Origin of the sequence: Flavobacterium sp. 90 (genome assembly GCF_004339525.1) — a bacterium.
Lineage (GTDB): Bacteria > Bacteroidota > Bacteroidia > Flavobacteriales > Flavobacteriaceae > Flavobacterium.
In genome coordinates this window covers 468,525-487,561 of record NZ_SMGE01000001.1, presented here as the reverse complement: position 1 = coordinate 487,561, position 19,037 = coordinate 468,525, and the positions used below count along the sequence as shown (strand labels likewise).

The 19,037-nt window shown below is 33.5% G+C and carries 13 protein-coding genes; 8 read left to right on the top strand and 5 right to left on the bottom strand.

The window, feature by feature from the left end; all coding sequences use genetic code 11:
• Positions 1-62: 62 nt before the first annotated feature.
• Complete coding sequence (locus tag C8C83_RS02080; RefSeq protein ID WP_121326215.1) at positions 63-1,568, bottom strand: sodium:solute symporter; 1,506 nt, start codon at positions 1,566-1,568, stop codon at positions 63-65.
• A 604-nt stretch (positions 1,569-2,172) separates the two neighbouring features.
• Between C8C83_RS02080 and C8C83_RS02075 the strand changes: the two genes are divergently transcribed.
• Positions 2,173-2,703, top strand: a complete 531-nt coding sequence (locus C8C83_RS02075; RefSeq protein ID WP_121326214.1) for a hypothetical protein — start codon at positions 2,173-2,175, stop codon at positions 2,701-2,703.
• A gap of 181 nt (positions 2,704-2,884) precedes the next feature.
• Here C8C83_RS02075 and C8C83_RS02070 read toward each other — a convergent pair whose 3' ends face one another.
• The 3 genes from C8C83_RS02070 to C8C83_RS02060 are packed head-to-tail and all read right to left on the bottom strand — an operon-like array spanning position 2,885 to position 5,509.
• Positions 2,885-3,445 (bottom strand): hypothetical protein, encoded by a 561-nt coding sequence (locus C8C83_RS02070; RefSeq protein ID WP_121326213.1) that lies wholly within the window; start codon positions 3,443-3,445, stop codon positions 2,885-2,887.
• Positions 3,446-3,456: 11 nt separating this feature from the next.
• Positions 3,457-4,053 carry a hypothetical protein gene (locus tag C8C83_RS02065; protein ID WP_121326212.1) on the bottom strand — a complete coding sequence of 199 codons (597 nt, stop codon included), beginning with the start codon at positions 4,051-4,053 and terminating at the stop codon, positions 3,457-3,459.
• Positions 4,001-5,509 (bottom strand): hypothetical protein, encoded by a 1,509-nt coding sequence (locus C8C83_RS02060; RefSeq protein ID WP_132011637.1) that lies wholly within the window; start codon positions 5,507-5,509, stop codon positions 4,001-4,003. Before C8C83_RS02060 ends, C8C83_RS02065 begins: the two co-directional genes overlap by 53 nt.
• A gap of 224 nt (positions 5,510-5,733) precedes the next feature.
• Here C8C83_RS02060 and C8C83_RS02055 point away from each other — a divergent pair, with 224 nt between their 5' ends.
• The 7 genes from C8C83_RS02055 to C8C83_RS02020 all read left to right on the top strand — a co-directional run bounded on the left by C8C83_RS02055 (position 5,734) and on the right by C8C83_RS02020 (position 15,023).
• The gene (locus C8C83_RS02055; protein ID WP_121326210.1) at positions 5,734-6,102 is read left to right on the top strand and encodes a helix-turn-helix transcriptional regulator; all 369 of its coding nucleotides are present in this window, start codon (positions 5,734-5,736) and stop codon (positions 6,100-6,102) included.
• 234 nt (positions 6,103-6,336) lie between these two features.
• Complete coding sequence (locus C8C83_RS02050; RefSeq protein ID WP_121326209.1) at positions 6,337-6,642, top strand: hypothetical protein; 306 nt, start codon at positions 6,337-6,339, stop codon at positions 6,640-6,642.
• A gap of 46 nt (positions 6,643-6,688) precedes the next feature.
• The gene (locus tag C8C83_RS02045; protein ID WP_121326208.1) at positions 6,689-7,108 is read left to right on the top strand and encodes a hypothetical protein; all 420 of its coding nucleotides are present in this window, start codon (positions 6,689-6,691) and stop codon (positions 7,106-7,108) included.
• Between the two features lie 69 nt (positions 7,109-7,177).
• Positions 7,178-7,621 carry a hypothetical protein gene (locus C8C83_RS02040; RefSeq protein ID WP_121326207.1) on the top strand — a complete coding sequence of 148 codons (444 nt, stop codon included), beginning with the start codon at positions 7,178-7,180 and terminating at the stop codon, positions 7,619-7,621.
• A 344-nt stretch (positions 7,622-7,965) separates the two neighbouring features.
• The gene (locus tag C8C83_RS02035; protein WP_121329920.1) at positions 7,966-10,872 is read left to right on the top strand and encodes an FAD-binding and (Fe-S)-binding domain-containing protein; all 2,907 of its coding nucleotides are present in this window, start codon (positions 7,966-7,968) and stop codon (positions 10,870-10,872) included.
• Positions 10,873-11,366: 494 nt separating this feature from the next.
• Positions 11,367-13,295: an amino acid permease gene (locus C8C83_RS02030; protein ID WP_121326205.1), complete on the top strand. Its 1,929-nt coding sequence runs from the start codon at positions 11,367-11,369 to the stop codon at positions 13,293-13,295.
• Positions 13,296-13,928: 633 nt separating this feature from the next.
• Entirely contained in the window at positions 13,929-15,023 is a 1,095-nt protein-coding gene (locus C8C83_RS02020) for a DUF695 domain-containing protein (RefSeq protein ID WP_121326203.1), read from the top strand.
• 70 nt (positions 15,024-15,093) lie between these two features.
• Here C8C83_RS02020 and C8C83_RS02015 read toward each other — a convergent pair whose 3' ends face one another.
• On the bottom strand, positions 15,094-19,017 hold the full coding sequence (locus tag C8C83_RS02015; protein ID WP_121326202.1) for a starch-binding protein: 3,924 nt from the start codon (positions 19,015-19,017) through the stop codon (positions 15,094-15,096).
• Positions 19,018-19,037: the final 20 nt, after the last annotated feature.

Here is a 19,037-nt window from a genome sequence, read left to right as displayed (position 1 = left end):
GAATTTTATGAAGTCCGTTGAATTGAAATGCTAAAATCAGATTATTTTACGTAGAAAATGACTTAAAAAGAGATTTTTTCTTTAGAAGTTTTGCCCGTAAAATAAAGTCCGTTATAAGTGAATAATCCGTTTAAGATTATAAGTTCATTATCAAAAGTATAACCTATAACTGAAGCCGAATGTTCACTCACAAAATATGTCAAAATTGGAGCGATTATACAAATTACAGGAACGATTTTGTCGTTTACGCGTCTTGATTTTTGTAATAATCCAAAGGCATATAAACCTAATAACGGTCCATAAGTATAAGATGCTGCTCTGAAAATTAAGGCAACTACAGAACTATCATTAAAAGAATTCAAGACAATAATGACCAGAAATAATACTATCGAAAATCCAAAATGGACCAAATGTCTTCTTTTAATATTGTTGGAATTAGAAAGGTTTTCTGTTTTGTCCATTCCCATAAAATCCACACAAAAAGAAGTGGTTAAAGCTGTCAAAGCTGAATCTGTCGTGGCAAAAGTGGCGGCGATAATTCCTAATAGAAAAACAAATGCCGGAACAATTGACAAATGATTCAGCGCAATTTCCGGAAAAAGTAAATCTGTTCTTGGTTTTCCGGTTACTAAATCAAGCGGAATTGAGATGCCGTTTTGGTTTGCATAGAGGTATAATAAAGCGCCTAAACTTAGAAAAATCATATTGATAAGCACAAATACGCCCGTAAACGTAAACATGTTTTTTTGTGCTTCGCCGATATTTTTACAGCTTAAATTTTTTTGCATTAAATCCTGATCAAGTCCAACCATCGCAATGGTTACAAAGATTCCGCCAAGAATTTGTTTTACGAAATGGTATTTGCTGGTTAAGAAATTATCAAAGAAAAATACTTGAGAATAGTTACTTTTTCGAATGGTTGAAACAGATTCAATTACGGTTAAATTCAAACTGTCGCACACAAAATAAATGGTGATAAAAACAGAAGTAACTAAGAAAAAAGTCTGTAAAGTATCCGTAATAATAATGGTTTTTAAACCGCTTTTATAAGTGTATAAAAAGATTAGCGTTAAAGCTAAAAACACGGTCATAGGAAATGGGATTCCGTAAAAATCAAAGACATAACGCTGTAACACAATAACCACTAAATACAATCGAAAAGCCGAACTTACGGTTCTGCTTACCAAAAAAATAGAAGCGGCAGTTTTATAACTGTTTTTGCCCATTCTTTGTTCGATATAACCATAAATCGAGGTAAGGTTCATTCTATAATACAACGGAAGCAATACTTTGGCGACAATAATAAACCCAATCGCGTTTCCTAAAATAAACTGAAAATACTTGAATTGTTCTCCGTTTGGTGATCCTACTTCGCCGGGAACCGAAATAAAAGTCACGCCGGACAATGCAGTTCCAATCATTCCAAAAGCAACTAAATACCATTTGGAATTTTTATTGGCTTTAAAAAACGAATCATTGTCTTGTCCTTTTTTACTGATGACTTGCGAAATCAGCAATAACAGTCCAAAATATGCAATGATAAAAATTAAGATGGCGCTTGAAGACATTTTGGTTTCGGATTAGTTATGAAATCATTTTTTAATTTGGTTGGTGTAATTTAAAATTTCAATTAAACACAAATTTCACGAATTATCACGAATTATTTTGTGAAATTAATTTGTAATATTTATGCCTACACGAAAGTCTAATTAAACACAATATTATCATTTCGACGGAGGATAAATTTCCACAAGTAACTCCGTAATGCTATATGAATTCTCCATCATCATAAAAGAAATGATCAACGCCTCAGACAAAGTTCTTATCTCGACAAAATAGATACAATCGTAACGTAGCTAAACCCAAAAAGTTCCAGAATTAGAAGTTTTATAGATGCTGGAGCTAGAGTGTGTTGATTTAGCTGAGTTTTATCATTTTAAAATAATATGCAAAGTACATGAGTTATCAAAAACTTCTTAAGCAATTAGAAAGTTTTTTATGTACATATTAATTAAAAAGTGTACGATAATTTATTAAACTACATTTCAAAAAATAATAATAATATTCGTAATAAAAATAGTTTTATATTCGTAATAATTAATCCTAATTTGATGCTGTAAATATATAGGATTTAGCATAGCCAAAAAATAAACTAATTAATAAAGCGATAATATGAAATTAATCAAGAAAAGTGAACTTGAAAAAACAATAGGTAAAAAAGGCTTTTGGTCGCCTAAAAAAATAGTTGGGCTATGTGAATACGGGGCAGGTATCGAAGAAATTGATGATGCTTTAGGGGAACAAAACTTTTTTAAAATAAATCCATTGGTAAATTTTACTAAATATTCCGATGGAATTGAAATTTCAATCATGCATAATTTCAAACTTTATTATCTTGCTATTAACAATTCTGATATAAAAAGTATAACTCTGGAATCAGGTGGAATAATTGATATTGAAGAACGTTCTGTACTTAAAAGAGCAATTGTTGGAGGGTTAATATTAGGACCAATTGGTGCAATTTTAGGTGGAGCAAGTGGAGTAAAGGACAAAATAATTAAAGATAGTGATAGTCTTATAATTATTGCTCAGTCTGAAGGAAAAGAACAAGCTTTGATATGTACTATAAAAAAAGGCAAGACACAGGAACTTGCAAAATTTTTTATAAAGAACTTTAGGAATTCATTCAGCGTCAATAAATAGGTTGGAAATCACTGCAGTTCTTCTGGTCTTCGAAGTCTTTTGGAAACCAAAAATAGTATTATAAATTATGCGCTGTACAATTTTGTTAGGTATTGGAATCTGACTTAATACCTGTTCAAATAAATCAATCAAGAGAATAAAAAACCCTCGATTTTTTAAGATCGAGGGTTTTCTATTTATTTTAAAAATTATATCCAATTCTTAAGTGTAAATCAACAGCTACTTCTCCTTTTTCAGTATTTATTTTTTCTAAAAAATATCTGTAACCAAGACCAAAACCCGTTTCATAATGAAAATGATTTCCTAAGTTTCTGCGTATACTCCATTTAGGAATAATAGAAATGTTAGTTATTGCATCAACATCACTATTTGAAATGACAAATAAATCAGGTTGATATTTTAAATTCAATGCAATGAAATTAGCACTGTTGTTCGATGTTGTTTTATTGTTACGTGCTCTTTTTTCAATATTGTAATAATATCTCGGTTCTAACGTAATCACAGGAACAAGTACAGTACCAATTTTGGTATCAGATGCTCCTCCAAAAAAGCCTGCATCAAGACCTAATTCACTTTTTAATGATAAGTGAGAAATCAATCTGGTTTCGTTATTGACCCAAAAACCTAAAAAACCGGTTTCTATTCCAAAAATAGATTTTTCTAATGTTGCTTTATTTTGCGATATACTCTTTGTCCCAAATGTTAATACGAGTAAAAGGGTTATTATTTTTGATAGTTTCATACTCTAAATTATTAATATATTTCTATTCCTATTTTAAATCCGGCGCTTTCAATATTGTGATAGTCCTTTTTTTGATTGTCTGAATTGGTAAATGTTTTATATAAGTTTTGATGAGAGTAGCACAATTCAAAATCTCCAAGTATTTTTTTTGCAATCACAAATCGATATCCAACACCAATTCTCATCAAAACACCAAATTTTTCTACTTGTCCCAAATGTCCGCCCAAATCAAAAGAGGTTAACAGGCTTTCTTTTGTGTCGTTCAAAACCCATTTAATTCCGCCAGTAATTGGGATGTAATCAATTTTTGGCTGGTTGATAGATTCATAACCACTACTTGCCGTGAAAGCAAAACATTTAGAGATGTAATAGTTTAAGTGTATGCTTGTACCTAATATTTTAGATTTTGTACTAGTTTCAGATATTTCATCGTGTTCTGATGGTATACTGAAATCATAAGGGAATAGGATTAGCGCTGATGCATCAACGCTAAATCCTTTATTTTTAAATTCTTCTCTCTGAGAATAAACCATTATCGGAATTAAGAATAAAATATTAAAATACCATTTTAAAACCATACCATTTTCCGTGTTTGTTTGCCATTCCATATATATTTAATCCTGTAACTTTAGGGTTTTTGAAATCAAATTTTAAGTCATTAAAACCAGTTTTAACATTAAAATTACCACCATTCCCCGCTCCAAAAGTGTATGTCATTTTTGGTGTAACTACTCCCCAATCGAATGGTTTTTGTTTTTCAGAACAATTAGTGCATTTTGCGCCTAGATTATAATACTGAACAATAGTCTGTCCTCTTTGATTTAGGATCACTCCAATTTCATTCATTGGTTTGTTCAGTGATTTCATAATTTTTTCAGCTTGTCCATATATTGATCCATAGAATAATTTTCGTGTTTCATTTTCTGTGAGATCTTTACCTATAAAGTCGGCGGCAACTTCAATTATCATGTCAAGTTTTTTAATTGGTAAATTAGGGACAGGTTTGTCTGTTCCAGCATATATAGCATTATTATAACTGTTTAAACTGGTGTAAAGTTTTCCGGTGTCAGCTACATAATAATTCACGATCATGCTATTATAAGGATTGCTAAAGACCTTTGAGTTGTCAAAAAACCACGTTACACTATTTACTCCAAGAGCAACTGAATCTGTGTTTTCCTCTCTCCAAATTCCAGTCCAGCCTCTAAATTGATGTTTTACATTGACTCCAATTGAGAATGCTAAAAACAAGTTTACATTATAGTATTTTAATTTTACTCGACGCTTGCTCTCGTAATTTGTTGTACAGATTTTAGTTTGTCCAAAAAGATTTGCTAACCAGGGACTACTTGGATTGCATATTTGAAGATTATTTACAACATTGTTAAAAACAGGATCAGTAGAAGCCATGAGGGCTTCCGTTGCCATTGATTTTGCAGAAATATTGGTTATAGAATTAGAAATATTCTCGGTTCCTTTATCATCAACAAATGAGCTTATATGGGCTGTAACCTGTTTTAAACCACCATTAGGATTAAATTTTGGATATTTTTGATGAACGTCTACTTCTCCGATATCGCTAAGTGATTTAATTTGATAAATACTCATGAAAGTATACAGTTCATTTATATTTTCTTTATTGCAAAATAAAATTCCCTGATCGGTATATTTATATATTATGTCGTCAACTTGTATTTCTGCATTTTCATTTAGAAGACTAAGAAAAAATTCGTCACCTATTATATCTTCTACTATATCATAGTGATCAATTATTGCCTCATCCAGTAATATTCCATCTACTATTTGTGAGGTGTTTTTAGCATTTTTTGATTTGTTAGTCAATTGATGTTGTTTAATTTTCGCAAAGTGTTTTTGAATTTCTTTAATTTCTGTTTTATCATTGACAATAGGTTTTAAAGAATAAAAATCTTTTCTGTAGAATTTTTCTTCTAACATGGAAGCAATCTCATCATTGTCTTCTTTTTTAGATGTATTGTAAAATTCAGAGAAAGTAGCTTTATTTGGAAAAGAAATTCTTCCGCCTTCAATGTTAATTTTATCCATCGAAACTATTTTTTCATTTGATTCACTATTATGATCTTTTTCGCAAGATAAACAGCAAGTTAGTATTGAAAATAATACTAAAAATAATTTTCCATTCTGCATAATTACTGGTTTTAGATTGTTAATATTTTCAAAACTAAAGCAATATTTACCTATAATTTATAGGTTTTACTTTATAATTAAAATCTAAAATTATAAGTTATTTCTTATTTTTGTTAAAAAAAATGATTGGAGAAAAAATTAGAAAAATCAGAATTATTAGGGGATATTCTCAGGAATATATTGCTGATTTGCTAGAGATATCGCAATCTGCATACTCTGATATTGAAAGAGGTAAGACAAAGATTAATTTAGAAAGATTAAGAAAAGTGGCCTTAATTTTTGAACTTGATGTGAATTATATCATTGATTTTAGTGAGAGTCAATTTTTAACAAGAACAACTGAAATTAGTTCAAAAGAGATGGATAGTAATGAAAAAAGAATAATTATTGAATCTTTTAATTTAGAACGTGAATTGTATAAAGAACAGATTGCTAATTTAAAAAATGAAATTGCTTATCTTAGAAGTAAATTGGATAAAAATAAGTTGTAATCTAGCTTGGCAAAGAAGATCATAGAAATTGACTTTTTAATTTTTGCTTGATGATTAATGAACGAGTTTAAGTTTTATAAGCTTTGGACTTTTCCGCTAATTAAAAAAGTAATTATTTAAAAACAGAAAAGACAGTTTACAAGGCGTAAAAAGAAGTTTTGAATTAATTCCAGGCATTATAGAAAATAGGTTATATTCGAATTGTAAATAATATTTGTAACGATTAAATAAAACATGAAAAGCACATTCGCATATTTATTCCATTTTTTATATTGGGTTTGGTTTATATATTTTCTTTTTTATACAATTCAGGAAATTATAACATTGAAACAAGTTGTGGTTGGTGAAGGTTCTCTTTTTATGCTTATTTCTACTTTTGGTTTATTTTTTGTGGGACTTTTTCTGTATTTATTTACTATTACTTTTGAGATTCCAGATGTTGTCAATAAAAAATTAAGAGCTTATTCTCTAGTTTTCTGTGTGATTTTGATCGCGTTGTTTCTTTTTGCTTTTAAAGGAAATAGTTCTTTACGTTTATAATATTAAGTTTGGATAAATAATTCAAATTAGGAATTTGTAATAAATTATGATCGAAAAAATTCTACATGACTATATCAGTTTTATAAGAAGTTTTGAAACTCTATTAAAAAAGAAATACAAACAAGAAATAAATCCATGTTCGTTTTCATATACCTTTTTCGAAAGAAAAGGAACTATCGAAGGAATTGACTATTGGTTTCATGGAAGTGGATGTACAGCCGAAAAAGATGGAGTCATTTATGAATATGATATAATTGTAAACGAAATTAAGTTTTCGCAATGGAAATTTTCAGAGTTTATTAGAACGCATCCGGAATATCAAAAATTAAATTATAGTCCTGATTATGTCGAATACGAATTATATCAACTTATAAATAAAGGAATCTTGGGTTGGTTAATTATTGAGGGAATAGAAGGAACTCCTTTTGGATGTGTTTTTATGAGTTATAGAGTTCTTCAGGAATAGAATTTTATTAAAAACTAATTTTCAATTCAAAAAAAAATTAGATAAATACTTAAGTGAAATTATTAAAATATGGAAGAAAAGCAATCAAAGAAGAAGGAAGATTATATAAAAGAATTATATAAAAGAACATGGGAAGATCTTCGAACGACACATCAAAGATTTGATTATCTCTTGATAACTATTGATGGAGCAGGGATTTATCTTTCGTTGGAATTAATGAAATTTTTATACGAGCATCACAAGCCTATTAATGTCTCTTTGAAAGCTTTTGGAATGTGCCTGGCTATTTCAATTATATTTAATTTTATATCACAATTTTGCAGCTTCAACATATGTCGCAATGTTCTTAAAATCGAAGAAGACCTTGCATTTTATGAAGAGCCTGAAATAAAGAAATATAATGAAAAAGTTCAAATTTTTACTTTTTTTGCATCTTTTAGTATGTTGATAAGCATGATATTAATGATAATTGGTGTTATAGGTTTAATTATCTTTTTATATAAAAATTTTTAAAAGCACAAACTTTCTGATAAAACCAAAAGTCCTAGCCCTGATGGGAGGGAAAATCCTTTTGTGCCGGGGTTCGGCACAAAAGATTGGAAGGACAGCAGGAAATAGCTTCAAATAAAAAATGAAATTCCAATAAATAAATTCCAAATTCCAATTTTTGTTTGTTCGAGTTTAAGTTTCATAAGCCTTCGACTACGCTCAGGGCGACACTTGGGATGAATTCCGATAGAAAAAATCCAAATTTCAACTCAGGAAAGCCAAAGAAAAGAAATCCTCTGAACCTTTGTTACTTTGAGCCTGTGAACCTAAAAAAAATAAGTATTTTTGTGAAATCATATTCAGCAAAAATGTCAATAGTTAAAGAGTTAGAACAATTATCAGAATCCTTAGAAGGAACACTTTTATACGACGATCTTCATAAAACGCTTTATTCGACGGATGCTTCGGTGTATCGAATTCGACCAAAAGCGGTTGCCGTGCCTAAAACGATAGAAGATATTAGTAAACTAATCAAGTTTGCGGGGAAACATCATATTTCGATTACGCCAAGAACTGCGGGAACTTCACTTGCGGGACAAACGGTTGGTGACGGAATTGTAGTCGATGTTTCGAAGAATTTTACCAAGATTTTGAATTTTGATCCGATTAAAAAAACGGTTACGGTTCAGCCTGGTGTTATTCGCGATGAATTGAACTTATTTCTGAAACCTCACGGTGTATTTTTTGGTCCGAATACTTCGACTTCAAATCGTTGTATGATTGGCGGAATGGTTGGGAATAATTCTTCGGGAACTACTTCGATTCGGTATGGCGTAACGCGCGATAAAATTGTCGAAATCAAAGGAATTTTGAGCGATGGTTCTGAAGTAGTTTTTAAGGAATTGACTTCGGCTGAATTTATTGAAAAAACCAAAGGGGATACTTTAGAAAATAAAATATATAAAAGTCTTTACGACGAACTTTCGGTAAAAGCGACACAAGACGAAATTATAAAAGAATTTCCGAAACCTGAAATTCACAGACGAAATACGGGTTATGCGGTTGATATTCTGTTAAAATCGGATTTGTTTGGAGGAACGGAACCAACAATTAACGTTGGAAAACTGCTTTGCGGAAGTGAAGGAACGCTGGTTTTTACTTATGAAATTACGTTGAAAGTTGATGATTTGCCGCCTGCCAATAATATTATGGTTGTGGCGCATTATCACAGTATTCAGGAATCGCTGGAATCTGTTGTAGTGGCAATGAAACATCATTTGTATACAGCAGAAATGATCGACGACACGATTTTGGATTGTACTAAAACGAATCGGGAACAGTCAAAAAACAGATTCTTTTTGGTTGGTGAACCCAAAGCGATTATGATGTTTGAGGTCGCTTCGCATGATGCTGAAGATGCCGAAAATCAGGCGAATGCTTTAATGGCAGATTTAGAAAAAAATAACTTTGGATATGCGCTTGTAAAAATTTATGGTGCCGATATTGAAAAGGTAAACGAACTTAGAAAAGCCGGTCTTGGACTTTTAGGAAGTATTGTTGGAGACAATAAAGCAGCCGATTCTATTGAAGATACAGCGGTTGAGTTGAGGGATTTACCTGCTTATATTGAAGAATTTTCGGCAATGATGTTGCGTCACGGACAAGAGGCAATATATTATGCACATGCTGGAGCGGGAGAATTGCATTTGCGTCCGGTTTTGAATTTGAAGAAAACATCTGACTTAAAATTGTTCAGAACGATTGCGACTGATGTTGCGATTTTGGTTAAAAAATATAGAGGTTCATTAAGCGGTGAACATGGCGACGGAATTGTGCGCGGAGAGTTTATTCCGTTTATGATTGGCGAAACGAATTATGAATTGCTGAAAAGAATCAAATTAGCGTTTGATCCGAATTCGGTTTTGAATATCGGGAAGATTGTAAATGCTTTGAAAATGGACGAAAATCATCGTGTAGTTTCGGGCAGAGTAGAACCGGATATTAAGACATTTCAGGATTTCTCAGACAGTTTAGGAATTTTGCGCGCTGCCGAAAAATGCAACGGATCTGGTGATTGTAGAAAATTGCCATCGGCAGGAGGAGCAATGTGTCCGAGTTATCGTGCGACCAAAAATGAAAAAGAAACGACGCGTGCGAGAGCCAATGCGTTACGTGAATATTTGACTTATTCGGAAAAAGAAAACAAGTTTGATCAGAAAGAATTATACGAAGTTTTTGAGTTGTGTGTGAGCTGTAAAGCCTGCGCAAGCGAATGCCCGAGTAACGTAGATGTTGCAACTCTTAAAGCAGAATTTTTATACCAATACCAAAAAGCAAACGGATTTTCGACCCGAAATAAGATTTTTGCACACAATGCAAAATTGAATAAAATGGGAAGTTTGTTTCCGTCAATTACGAATTTTATTTCGAATCAATCTCTCGTTAAAAAAAGCATGGGAATTGCGCCGGAAAGACAAGTTCCGCTTTTGGCGAAAAGGACTTTCAAAAAATGGTACGAGAATCATAAACCGCAAAATAATAATTTCCCAAACGGACAAGTGTATTTGTTTAATGACGAATTCACGAATTATTATGATGTAAATATCGGAATCGACGCTTTTGAATTATTGACAAAATTAGGTTATGAAGTTTTAATCGTAGATCATGAAGAAAGCGGAAGAACATATTTATCGAAAGGTTTTCTGGAGGAAGCAAAAAAAATAGCAGATATAAACGTAGGGATTTTTAAGGATTTAATTTCCGCGAAAGCGCCTTTAATAGGAATCGAACCTTCGGCAATTTTGACTTTTAGAGACGAATATTTACGTCTTGCGGATGATAAAGAAAGTGCCGAAAAAGTATCGAAAAGTGCTTTCACGATTGAGGAATTCTTTAAAAAAGAAATTTTAGACGGAAAAATAAAAGCGGATTCTTTCTCGGATGAAAAGAAAGAAATCAAAATTCACGGACACTGCCATCAGAAATCTTTGAGTTCTGTAGAAGCAACTTTCGCAATGCTGAATTTACCAACCAATAATACGGTTACAATTTACAATTCGGGTTGTTGCGGAATGGCGGGATCTTTTGGTTACGAAAAAGAACATTATCAGGTGAGTATGCAAATGGGAGAAGATACATTGTTCCCAAAAGTGCGTGCAACGGCTCAAGATGTAAAAATTGCCGCAGCAGGAACAAGTTGCCGTCATCAAATTTATGACGGAACGAGTAGAGAAGCGCAACATCCGGTAAGTATTTTGAAAAGCTGTTTAAAGTAAAAAAATGTTCGCCACGAATTTCACGAATGAGCACGAATTTTTTGTTTCTAATCTTTATGCAAAAAATATCTGCTTAATCTGCCAAATCTGCGGGAGAAAAAGTTTAGCCACAGATTAAAAGAATTAAAAAGATTTTTGTTTCACGCAGATTCTGCAGATTGAGCAGATTTTTATTAAAATAATCTGTGAAAATCATTTTAATCAGTGGCAAAAAAATTAGCGGAAATTCGTGTAATTTGTGGCAAAAAAAATAAACCAGCGTCAATCCGTTTGATCAGTAAAATCCGCGGACAAAAGAATAATTCGAGAAAATTTGTGCAATTCGCGGCAAAAAAAATCCGCGTTAATCAGTTTAATCCGCACAATCCGCGGGCAAAAAATATTCTAATAAAACAAAATCGCTTTATATGTTTGAAATCAGGATAATTTTTACATTATTTGCAAAATAAAACCATAAAGACTGAAAGATATTAATTTTAAAAGCAAAATCACATATGGCATTATCAGGTTTATTCCGTAAAAAGACGGTACAAGATATTCTGAAACAAGTTGCAAAAAATGAAGCAGATGGGCATAATGCATTAGGAAAGCATTTGACCACTAGGGATTTAACTGCATTTGGAATCGCAGCGATTGTTGGTGCAGGGATTTTTAGTACTATCGGAAAAGCCAGTGCAGATGGTGGTCCTGCTGTTATTTTCTTGTTTTTGTTTACAGCACTTGCGTGTAGTTTTGCTGCTTTTGCTTACGCCGAATTTGCGTCGATGGTTCCCGTTTCAGGAAGTGCTTATACGTATTCGTATGTTGCTTTTGGAGAAATTATCGCCTGGATTATTGGTTGGGCTTTAATCATGGAATATGCTGTAGGGAATATTACGGTCGCGATTTCGTGGAGTGATTATTTTACAGGACTGCTCCAGAGTGGCGGGATTCATTTGCCACAGTGGATTCAAATGGATTATCTAACGGCTTCAAACGGATTTAAAGACGCTACTGCTTTAATGCAAGGCGGAAAATCATTCGAAAATTTAAGTACTGCTTTACAAGCTTCTTATACAGCTTGGACAACGGCGCCAACAATTGGTTCTTTCCATTTTGTGGCTGATTTACCGGCTTTATTCATCATTATTTTAATTACAGCATTGGTTTACAGAGGAATGAAAGAGTCTCGTAACGCCAGTAATGCAATGGTAGTTGTAAAACTTTGTATTGTACTTTTGGTTATTGCGGTTGGTATATTTTATGTTGATACTGCTAATTGGGATCCGTTTGCACCAAATGGAGTTAGCGGAGTTTTAAAAGGAGTTTCTGCTGTTTTCTTTGCTTATATTGGTTTTGATGCCATTTCTACAACGGCAGAAGAATGTAAAAACCCGCAACGTGATTTACCACGCGGAATGATGTGGGCGATTATTATTTGTACTATTTTATACATCGCCATTGCCTTGGTTTTAACCGGAATGGTGCGTTATAACGAACTGAATGTTGGAGATCCTCTTGCATTTGTTTTCGATAAATTAAACCTAAAATGGATGTCGGGAATTATTGCCGTAAGTGCCGTAATTGCAATGGCGAGCGTTTTGTTGGTTTTCCAAATGGGACAACCTCGTATCTGGATGAGTATGAGCCGTGACGGTTTATTGCCAAAGAAATTTTCTACGGTGCATCCAAAATTCAAAACGCCATCTTTTGCAACAATTGTAACTGGTTTTGTGGTTGCAGTTCCGGCTTTGTTTCTGAACTTAACAATGGTAACAGATTTATGTAGTATCGGGACTTTGTTTGCCTTTGTATTGGTTTGTGCAGGAGTTTTGGTATTGCAGAATAAAACAGATATTCCAAGAGGGAAGTTTAAAACGCCTTATATCAATTCTAAATTTATTATGCCTGTTTTATTGATTGCAGGATTGTATTATGCTTTTGCTTTCAATAATAAAGCGACAATGGCTTTTATCAATAATGAAGCGCAAACAAACGATGCAACGACAATTATTACCTCTTTGAATAAAGAAGAATCAACGAAAGTTTTCAATTATTTGGAAAGTATTGATGTTCACAATAAAACTGCCGAAACATCAGATTTAGAGCATTTATTAAGCCAATATCAAGACGACGATGCTAAATATGCTACCGTTGTAAAAGGTTTGCCAATCAATGATTCATTGAAATACGAATCAGGTTTCAGTTTATTCAAACACAAGATTCCAATGTGGATTTTTATATTTGTTTTGATTGGATTAGCAGTTTGGTCATTCAGACAAAATCTTTCTTTAATTCCGTTATTAGGACTTATTTGTTGTCTTTATATGATGGCAGAATTAAGTGTTTGGAACTGGATTTACTTCACAGTTTGGTTACTACTTGGATTGGTTATTTACTTTACTTATAGTCGAAAAAATAGTAAACTGAATACTATTGCTTAGATAATTATAAATTATTAGTTATAAATTATTAATGAAAAGCCTTTCTGAGATTATTCTTAGAAGGGCTTTTTTTATGGTTTTTTTGTCATTTCGACCGGAGGGAGAAATCACACTAGAAGATCGACAACGATTGGTTACTGTGTTTTTATGGCACGCGGATGACACTGATTCACTATAGCGAAAACGCAGATTCACACTGATTTTGCCCACATTTTTGTCATTTCGATCTCTATAATAAAAGCAAATCTTTTTTTTAGGAGCTAATCCCGCTATCCGTTTCAATCTTTTACTTTTTAAAGAAAAAAGTAAAAGGATTTCCACTACTATCGGGGCTAGGATAATCATTTTCATAATAATATTTTCGTCTGGTTTGTCATTTCGACAAAGGAGAAATCTTCGCAAGAAGCTCGACAAAGATTGGCGATTTTCGTTGCAGAATTTCTTGTGTGATTTCTCCTTTGTCGAAATGACAAGATTGTGCGAAGGATTAATCCATTAAAAATGGTACAAAACAAAAAGCCGTTCTGAAAAATAATCTCAGAACGGCTTTTTTTTGTAAATATATTATTATGTTTTTAAAAGCTTTTTCTTAGGTTTGCCTATAGTAAAATTTTAATTTAATTTTTTTGATGCATGGGTTTTCTAGATAAGATATTGGGTAAAAAAGAATCTCCAATAGTAACGTACAGTGATTTTTGGAATTGGTTCTTAAAACATGAAAAAGAGTTTTTTAAAGCTGTTCAAAATGGTGAAAATATAGATCAGGATTTCTTTAAGAAATTAAGTCCAAAATTGGATGAGATTCATGAAGAAATTTATTTTTTGACAGGAATGCTCGATGAACATACTGCAGAATTAATTTTAACTCCTGATGGTGCAATAAGAAATATTTTTTTAATTGAAGAATTAGTTGATGCGGCTCCTATAATTAAAGGTTGGAAGTTTACTGCTCTTAAACCCGCATCAGATATTAAAGATGTTAGCATTAATATGGGAGGATTTAAGTTTAATAGTGACAATTTAAAGTTTTATCCTAATTTACATAAGGATTATCCAGATGAAATTGATTTAACGATTATCTATGACGATTTTGTCGAAGATGAAAAGGGAATGCAAACTAATGGTATTTATATTTTTCTAGATAATTTTTTAGGAGAATTGCATTCAGTTACATTAATAGATAGTTTAAAGATCGTTGGTAAAAAAGATACTTCTGAGGAATTAATTCCAATTGAAAAATTAAAAGATTATTTAATTTGGAGAGAAAAAGAATTTGTTGAAAAATACGAAGGTGTGAGGCATGATACAGAACATGACAATTATTCGAGTCTGGAAGCAAAAACAAAAGATGGACAAATTGTTTTAGCGATAGTTAATAGCGAGGTTTTAGATTGGGATAAAAAAGCTTCTCATCCATGGGTTTTGAGTATTGAAATTCCATTTGATGGAAGTAATAATAATAATGGAATGCCAGATAATGAAACTTATCAATTATTGAATAATATAGAAGATGAAATAATGCTCGATCTTAAAGATTTAGATGGTTATTTAAATGTAGGAAGAGAAACAAGTGCGGGAAAACGCGAAATCTATTTTGCTTGTAAAGAATTTAGAAAACCAACAAAAGTTTTAAATGCTATAATTAAGAAGTATAATCAGTTAGAGATTAGTTACGAAATATATAAAGACAAATACTGGCAATCTTTCAAACATCTTGAACATAATTAAAAATCGAAAAGCCGTTCTGAAAATAATTTCGGAACGGCCTTTTTATTTGTCTTAATAAAGTTTAAAGAATTTATTTTTTAATAATTTTTTGCATGGTTTCTTTTCCGTTTTCCAATCGGATTGTGATAAAATAAAGTCCGGTACTCAAACGACTTACATCGATGGTATTGGTATTCGATTTTCCTTCCTGAACAATACTTCCTTGTGCCGAAATAATACTATAATCCGTTATCGGAATCGTTGAGTTTACCTGCAAAGTATTATCTACAGGATTTGGGAATAAACGAACGGCATAACTTTCTTCTTCGGTTGTTGGAGCGGCAATCAGTTTAGAAGTTGTTGAACCCCAAGTATAAGAGTAGCCATCTGTTTTATTCAATAAATCGGCAGTTTGATTTGCAGAACCACTTGAACCATTATTAAAAATTACATTTATCGATGTTGGTCCGGTAATGGTGTATTTATAAAAACCATTTGTATCGGCAACCATTGCAACTCCCGGCCAGGTTGTATTGGCAACACTTCCGGATGGAACAGCATTCCAATAATGTACTTTTGGAATTCCTGTCCAGTTTGTTGGAGGTTTAAAATAAACCGTAAGCGTTGGAACGGCATTAAAAGTATAAACTTCTGTTTTTATTGCTGAAGAAACTCCGCTTGTATTAACTACAAAAGCTTTTAAAGTTGTATTTGCAGTAAAAGCAAATGATTTAGACCCAATTGCAGATGCTGAACTTGTAGTTGGCGTTGTTCCGTCTAAAGTATAATAAATGGTAGAAGTTGTTTGGTTTGCTGTCAAAACAACATTTACGGTAGTTCCGGTTGTAAAAGTTCCGCCTGATTTTGAATTTGTAAAATCAGGAGCAATAACAGGACATCTATTGGCAGGTTCTGCGCCCAACCAAGCCGAATCGTAGAATTTGATTCCTGCAGTTGTACTCAAATCGGCAGTTTTAAGGCTTCCGTCATTAAACAATAAATTTGTTGCGCTTACAGTCGACGGAAAAGTATAGGTATACCAATCTCCGCAATCCTGAGTCATTGCAACTCCCGGATAGGTTACCGCAGGAGCAGTTCCGGTTGGTGACCAGTAATATATTTTTACTGCCGAATTCCAGTTGGTTGGTTTTTTAAAGTAAACCGTAAAAGTAGTTGGCGTACTAAAAGTGTACGTTTCAGTTTTAACGGCAGAACTTGTTCCTGCAGCATTTTTAACAAAAGCTTTAAGCGTAGTTGTACTGTTTATCGCCAATGTTTTAGAACCAACAGAAGATGCCGAAGCAGTTGTAGGCGTAGTTCCGTCTAAGGTGTAATAAATTGTCGAAGTGTTTACGTTTGCTGTCAAAGTCAGGTTTACAGTTGTTCCGGTTGTAAAAGATCCGCCTGCTTGCGAAATTGTAAAATCAGGCGCTATTACAGTTGAACATCTGTTTGCAGGTTCGGAAGCTAACCAGGCGCCGTCATAAAACTTAATTCCGCCAGTAGCATTTAAGTCGGCAGTTTTTAAAGTTCCGTCATTAAATAATAAATTTGAAGCCGTTACTGTAGAAGGGAAAGTATATTTATACCAATCGCCACAATCCTGCGTCATTGCTACACCAGGATAGGTTACCGCAGGAGCAGTTCCGGTTGGCAACCAGTAATATATTTTTACAGCTGAGTTCCAATTGGCAGGTTTTTTAAAATAAACCGTGAATTCAGGAATCGCTCCAATCGTATAAGTTTTAGTAACAATATCAGATTGATTTCCGTCTTTGTCTACCGCAAATGCTTTAACAGTTGTAGTTTGTGCAATATTCAGCGTTTTGGTAGATTCAACAAAAGCAGACGAAAGAGTAGGAGTAGAACCATCAGTTGTATAATACAATTTTGGTTTCGGATCTGTGCTATCAGTTGCTGTAATTGTTACATCGATTGCCGTTGTAGAATTGCTGGTATCTGGAGTAAAAGCAATTTTTGGAGCAACATCCAGATTTTTCCCAACCCAAACATGCTGAATTTTAGATTTAGTCACATTACCTTTTTTATCGGTAACTTCAACATAATAGTCTAATAATTTCTCAGATATTCCAGCAATTTCAGCCGAATATTGATTGGCAATTACATCAGGAAGCATGTACAAATCAGCTTGAGGATTGTTAGTGAAATTCCCTTTAGGGAAAACTCTTTCTGTCATTGGCAATGTTACCCAGCTTCCAACTTCGGCACCACCAGAATAAGTTTCATTTTGATTGGAGGCAAGACTATTTTTTCCATCGACATCAACGCGATATTTCAATTCAGATCTTTGAATTCCGCTTACATCATAAGCAAAAGTATAAACCGTAAAATCTGCCGAATTCAGGAAATCTTTATAAGCATAAGGCGCTCCATATCCTTTTTCTCCCGGATTGTAAGGCCATCGCTGCGGAATAAAAACTGACGGTTTTGTAGCATCTACACCAGGATGAGCATCCAAAGTTGGTTTTGCAAATTGTACACATCGGTTCACGGCCAGAGTTGTTTTTATTTCTAAATCTTCGGCTAGACCGTAATAAGCATTTCCGCTATCGTAACCCGCCATTAAAAAATGCCAAGCTTTTTCGGCAGGACTTACAGCAGATGTTGGATTTACAATTTCGCTCATTCTAAGATTATTTCCTTCCAGTTGCTCCGCCATGATTGCATGGTTTTCTCCGGCAGTTGTAATCGCTTGATTCATCATATCTTCCGTCCAGCCATTTGGATTGAATTTTTTCGTAACCGGATCAAAAAATGGCCACAACCAGTTTGTAAATTGTGGATGTCCAAAATCACCATCGGCATTTACCCAAGCTCCGTCTTCAACGTGCACAACTGCCGATTCCGGAACCGGATTATCTTGTAAATACTGCGGAATTGTAGTCGGAATATTTCCATTTGCTGCAGATGCATGCGAAAATCCCGTAACCGATTCGTTGTAATATGAAGAACCTCCACCCCAGGCATTATCGCCATCATGCGCAAATAATACCAAAGGAGGTCTTGGCGAAGTCGAAGCTTTTGCAACAATTGGAGCAATCAGCGAAGTACCAATTGTGGCATATCCATCCTCATAACTCTCATAATCAGCCATAGGAACTACAGTAATTTTGTATTCCTGAGCTGTTTCCGGATCAACATATTTTGCCTTGTACGGAAGATAAGAATACGGCACGGCAAACTGACCGCCACGAGCATCTTTTTGAGCTGAAAACCATGTGTTTCCGGTAGTTTCTACCTGATCTGCCTTATTAGGAACATCACACATTGTACCGCCAGAACCATATTTTATTGGATAATCGGCAAGTGTTCTGGACAAGTGACTATTTGCAATAACAGACCATTCTATACCACATTCTGTCAAGGTTTTAATAATCCTTTCAGAAAAAGCACATTCTGCGGGCCAATATCCTTTAGAATCATGAGAACCAAATAATTGAGCGCTGTAATATTGATGCGCTTTAATTTCTTTTTTCAGAGCTTCATCGCTCAAAAGTGGCGAAAGTGCGTGATGCATTGTAAACGAAACAACTTCCATACGAGGAAATCCGCCCGAAGTTTTCCAGCCTTTAGCATCTTTAATATTCTGCGTCCAGGAATTAGAATATCCCCATTGATTGGCTTGAGCAAGTTCGTTGACGTTTTCCATCAAAGAACCACCGTACGTGATTTGCGCTCCGGCTTTGGATAAATCCCTGATCGAATTAATAGCATTTTTTGGTGCAAATTGATAAGCCGCAACACGATCACCGGTGCCAAAAATTTCTTCAAGATTATTTGTAGGATGCGCCAGTCCGTTTTTGTCATTATTAGCACCGGAAACTTTTAAATCCTGAGACTCTTTTACGATCTGATATCGGTTCGGATTCTTTTTACTGATATCTCCCCAATACGTGGGTTGATGCAAGTGCCATAAGTAAGATGTATTCACCTGTGCCTGTAAAAAAGCAAAGGGAATTAGTAACGCATAAAGCAAAAGTAAGGTTTTTTTCATAATTCAATTTTAGTTAGTTA

Bases quoted from the DNA above. Each gene is read 5' to 3' on its own strand.
- C8C83_RS02045 (WP_121326208.1), top strand. From the start codon at position 6,689: ATGATCGAAAAAATTCTACATGACTATATCAGTTTTATAAGAAGTTTT.
- C8C83_RS02030 (WP_121326205.1), top strand. From the start codon at position 11,367: ATGGCATTATCAGGTTTATTCCGTAAAAAGACGGTACAAGATATTCTG.
- C8C83_RS02020 (WP_121326203.1), top strand. From the start codon at position 13,929: ATGGGTTTTCTAGATAAGATATTGGGTAAAAAAGAATCTCCAATAGTA.
- C8C83_RS02075 (WP_121326214.1), top strand. From the start codon at position 2,173: ATGAAATTAATCAAGAAAAGTGAACTTGAAAAAACAATAGGTAAAAAA.
- C8C83_RS02055 (WP_121326210.1), top strand. From the start codon at position 5,734: ATGATTGGAGAAAAAATTAGAAAAATCAGAATTATTAGGGGATATTCT.
- C8C83_RS02040 (WP_121326207.1), top strand. From the start codon at position 7,178: ATGGAAGAAAAGCAATCAAAGAAGAAGGAAGATTATATAAAAGAATTA.
- C8C83_RS02050 (WP_121326209.1), top strand. From the start codon at position 6,337: ATGAAAAGCACATTCGCATATTTATTCCATTTTTTATATTGGGTTTGG.
- C8C83_RS02035 (WP_121329920.1), top strand. From the start codon at position 7,966: ATGTCAATAGTTAAAGAGTTAGAACAATTATCAGAATCCTTAGAAGGA.
- C8C83_RS02070 (WP_121326213.1), bottom strand. From the start codon at position 3,445: ATGAAACTATCAAAAATAATAACCCTTTTACTCGTATTAACATTTGGG.
- C8C83_RS02015 (WP_121326202.1), bottom strand. From the start codon at position 19,017: ATGAAAAAAACCTTACTTTTGCTTTATGCGTTACTAATTCCCTTTGCT.
- C8C83_RS02080 (WP_121326215.1), bottom strand. From the start codon at position 1,568: ATGTCTTCAAGCGCCATCTTAATTTTTATCATTGCATATTTTGGACTG.
- C8C83_RS02060 (WP_132011637.1), bottom strand. From the start codon at position 5,509: ATGGATAAAATTAACATTGAAGGCGGAAGAATTTCTTTTCCAAATAAA.
- C8C83_RS02065 (WP_121326212.1), bottom strand. From the start codon at position 4,053: ATGGAATGGCAAACAAACACGGAAAATGGTATGGTTTTAAAATGGTAT.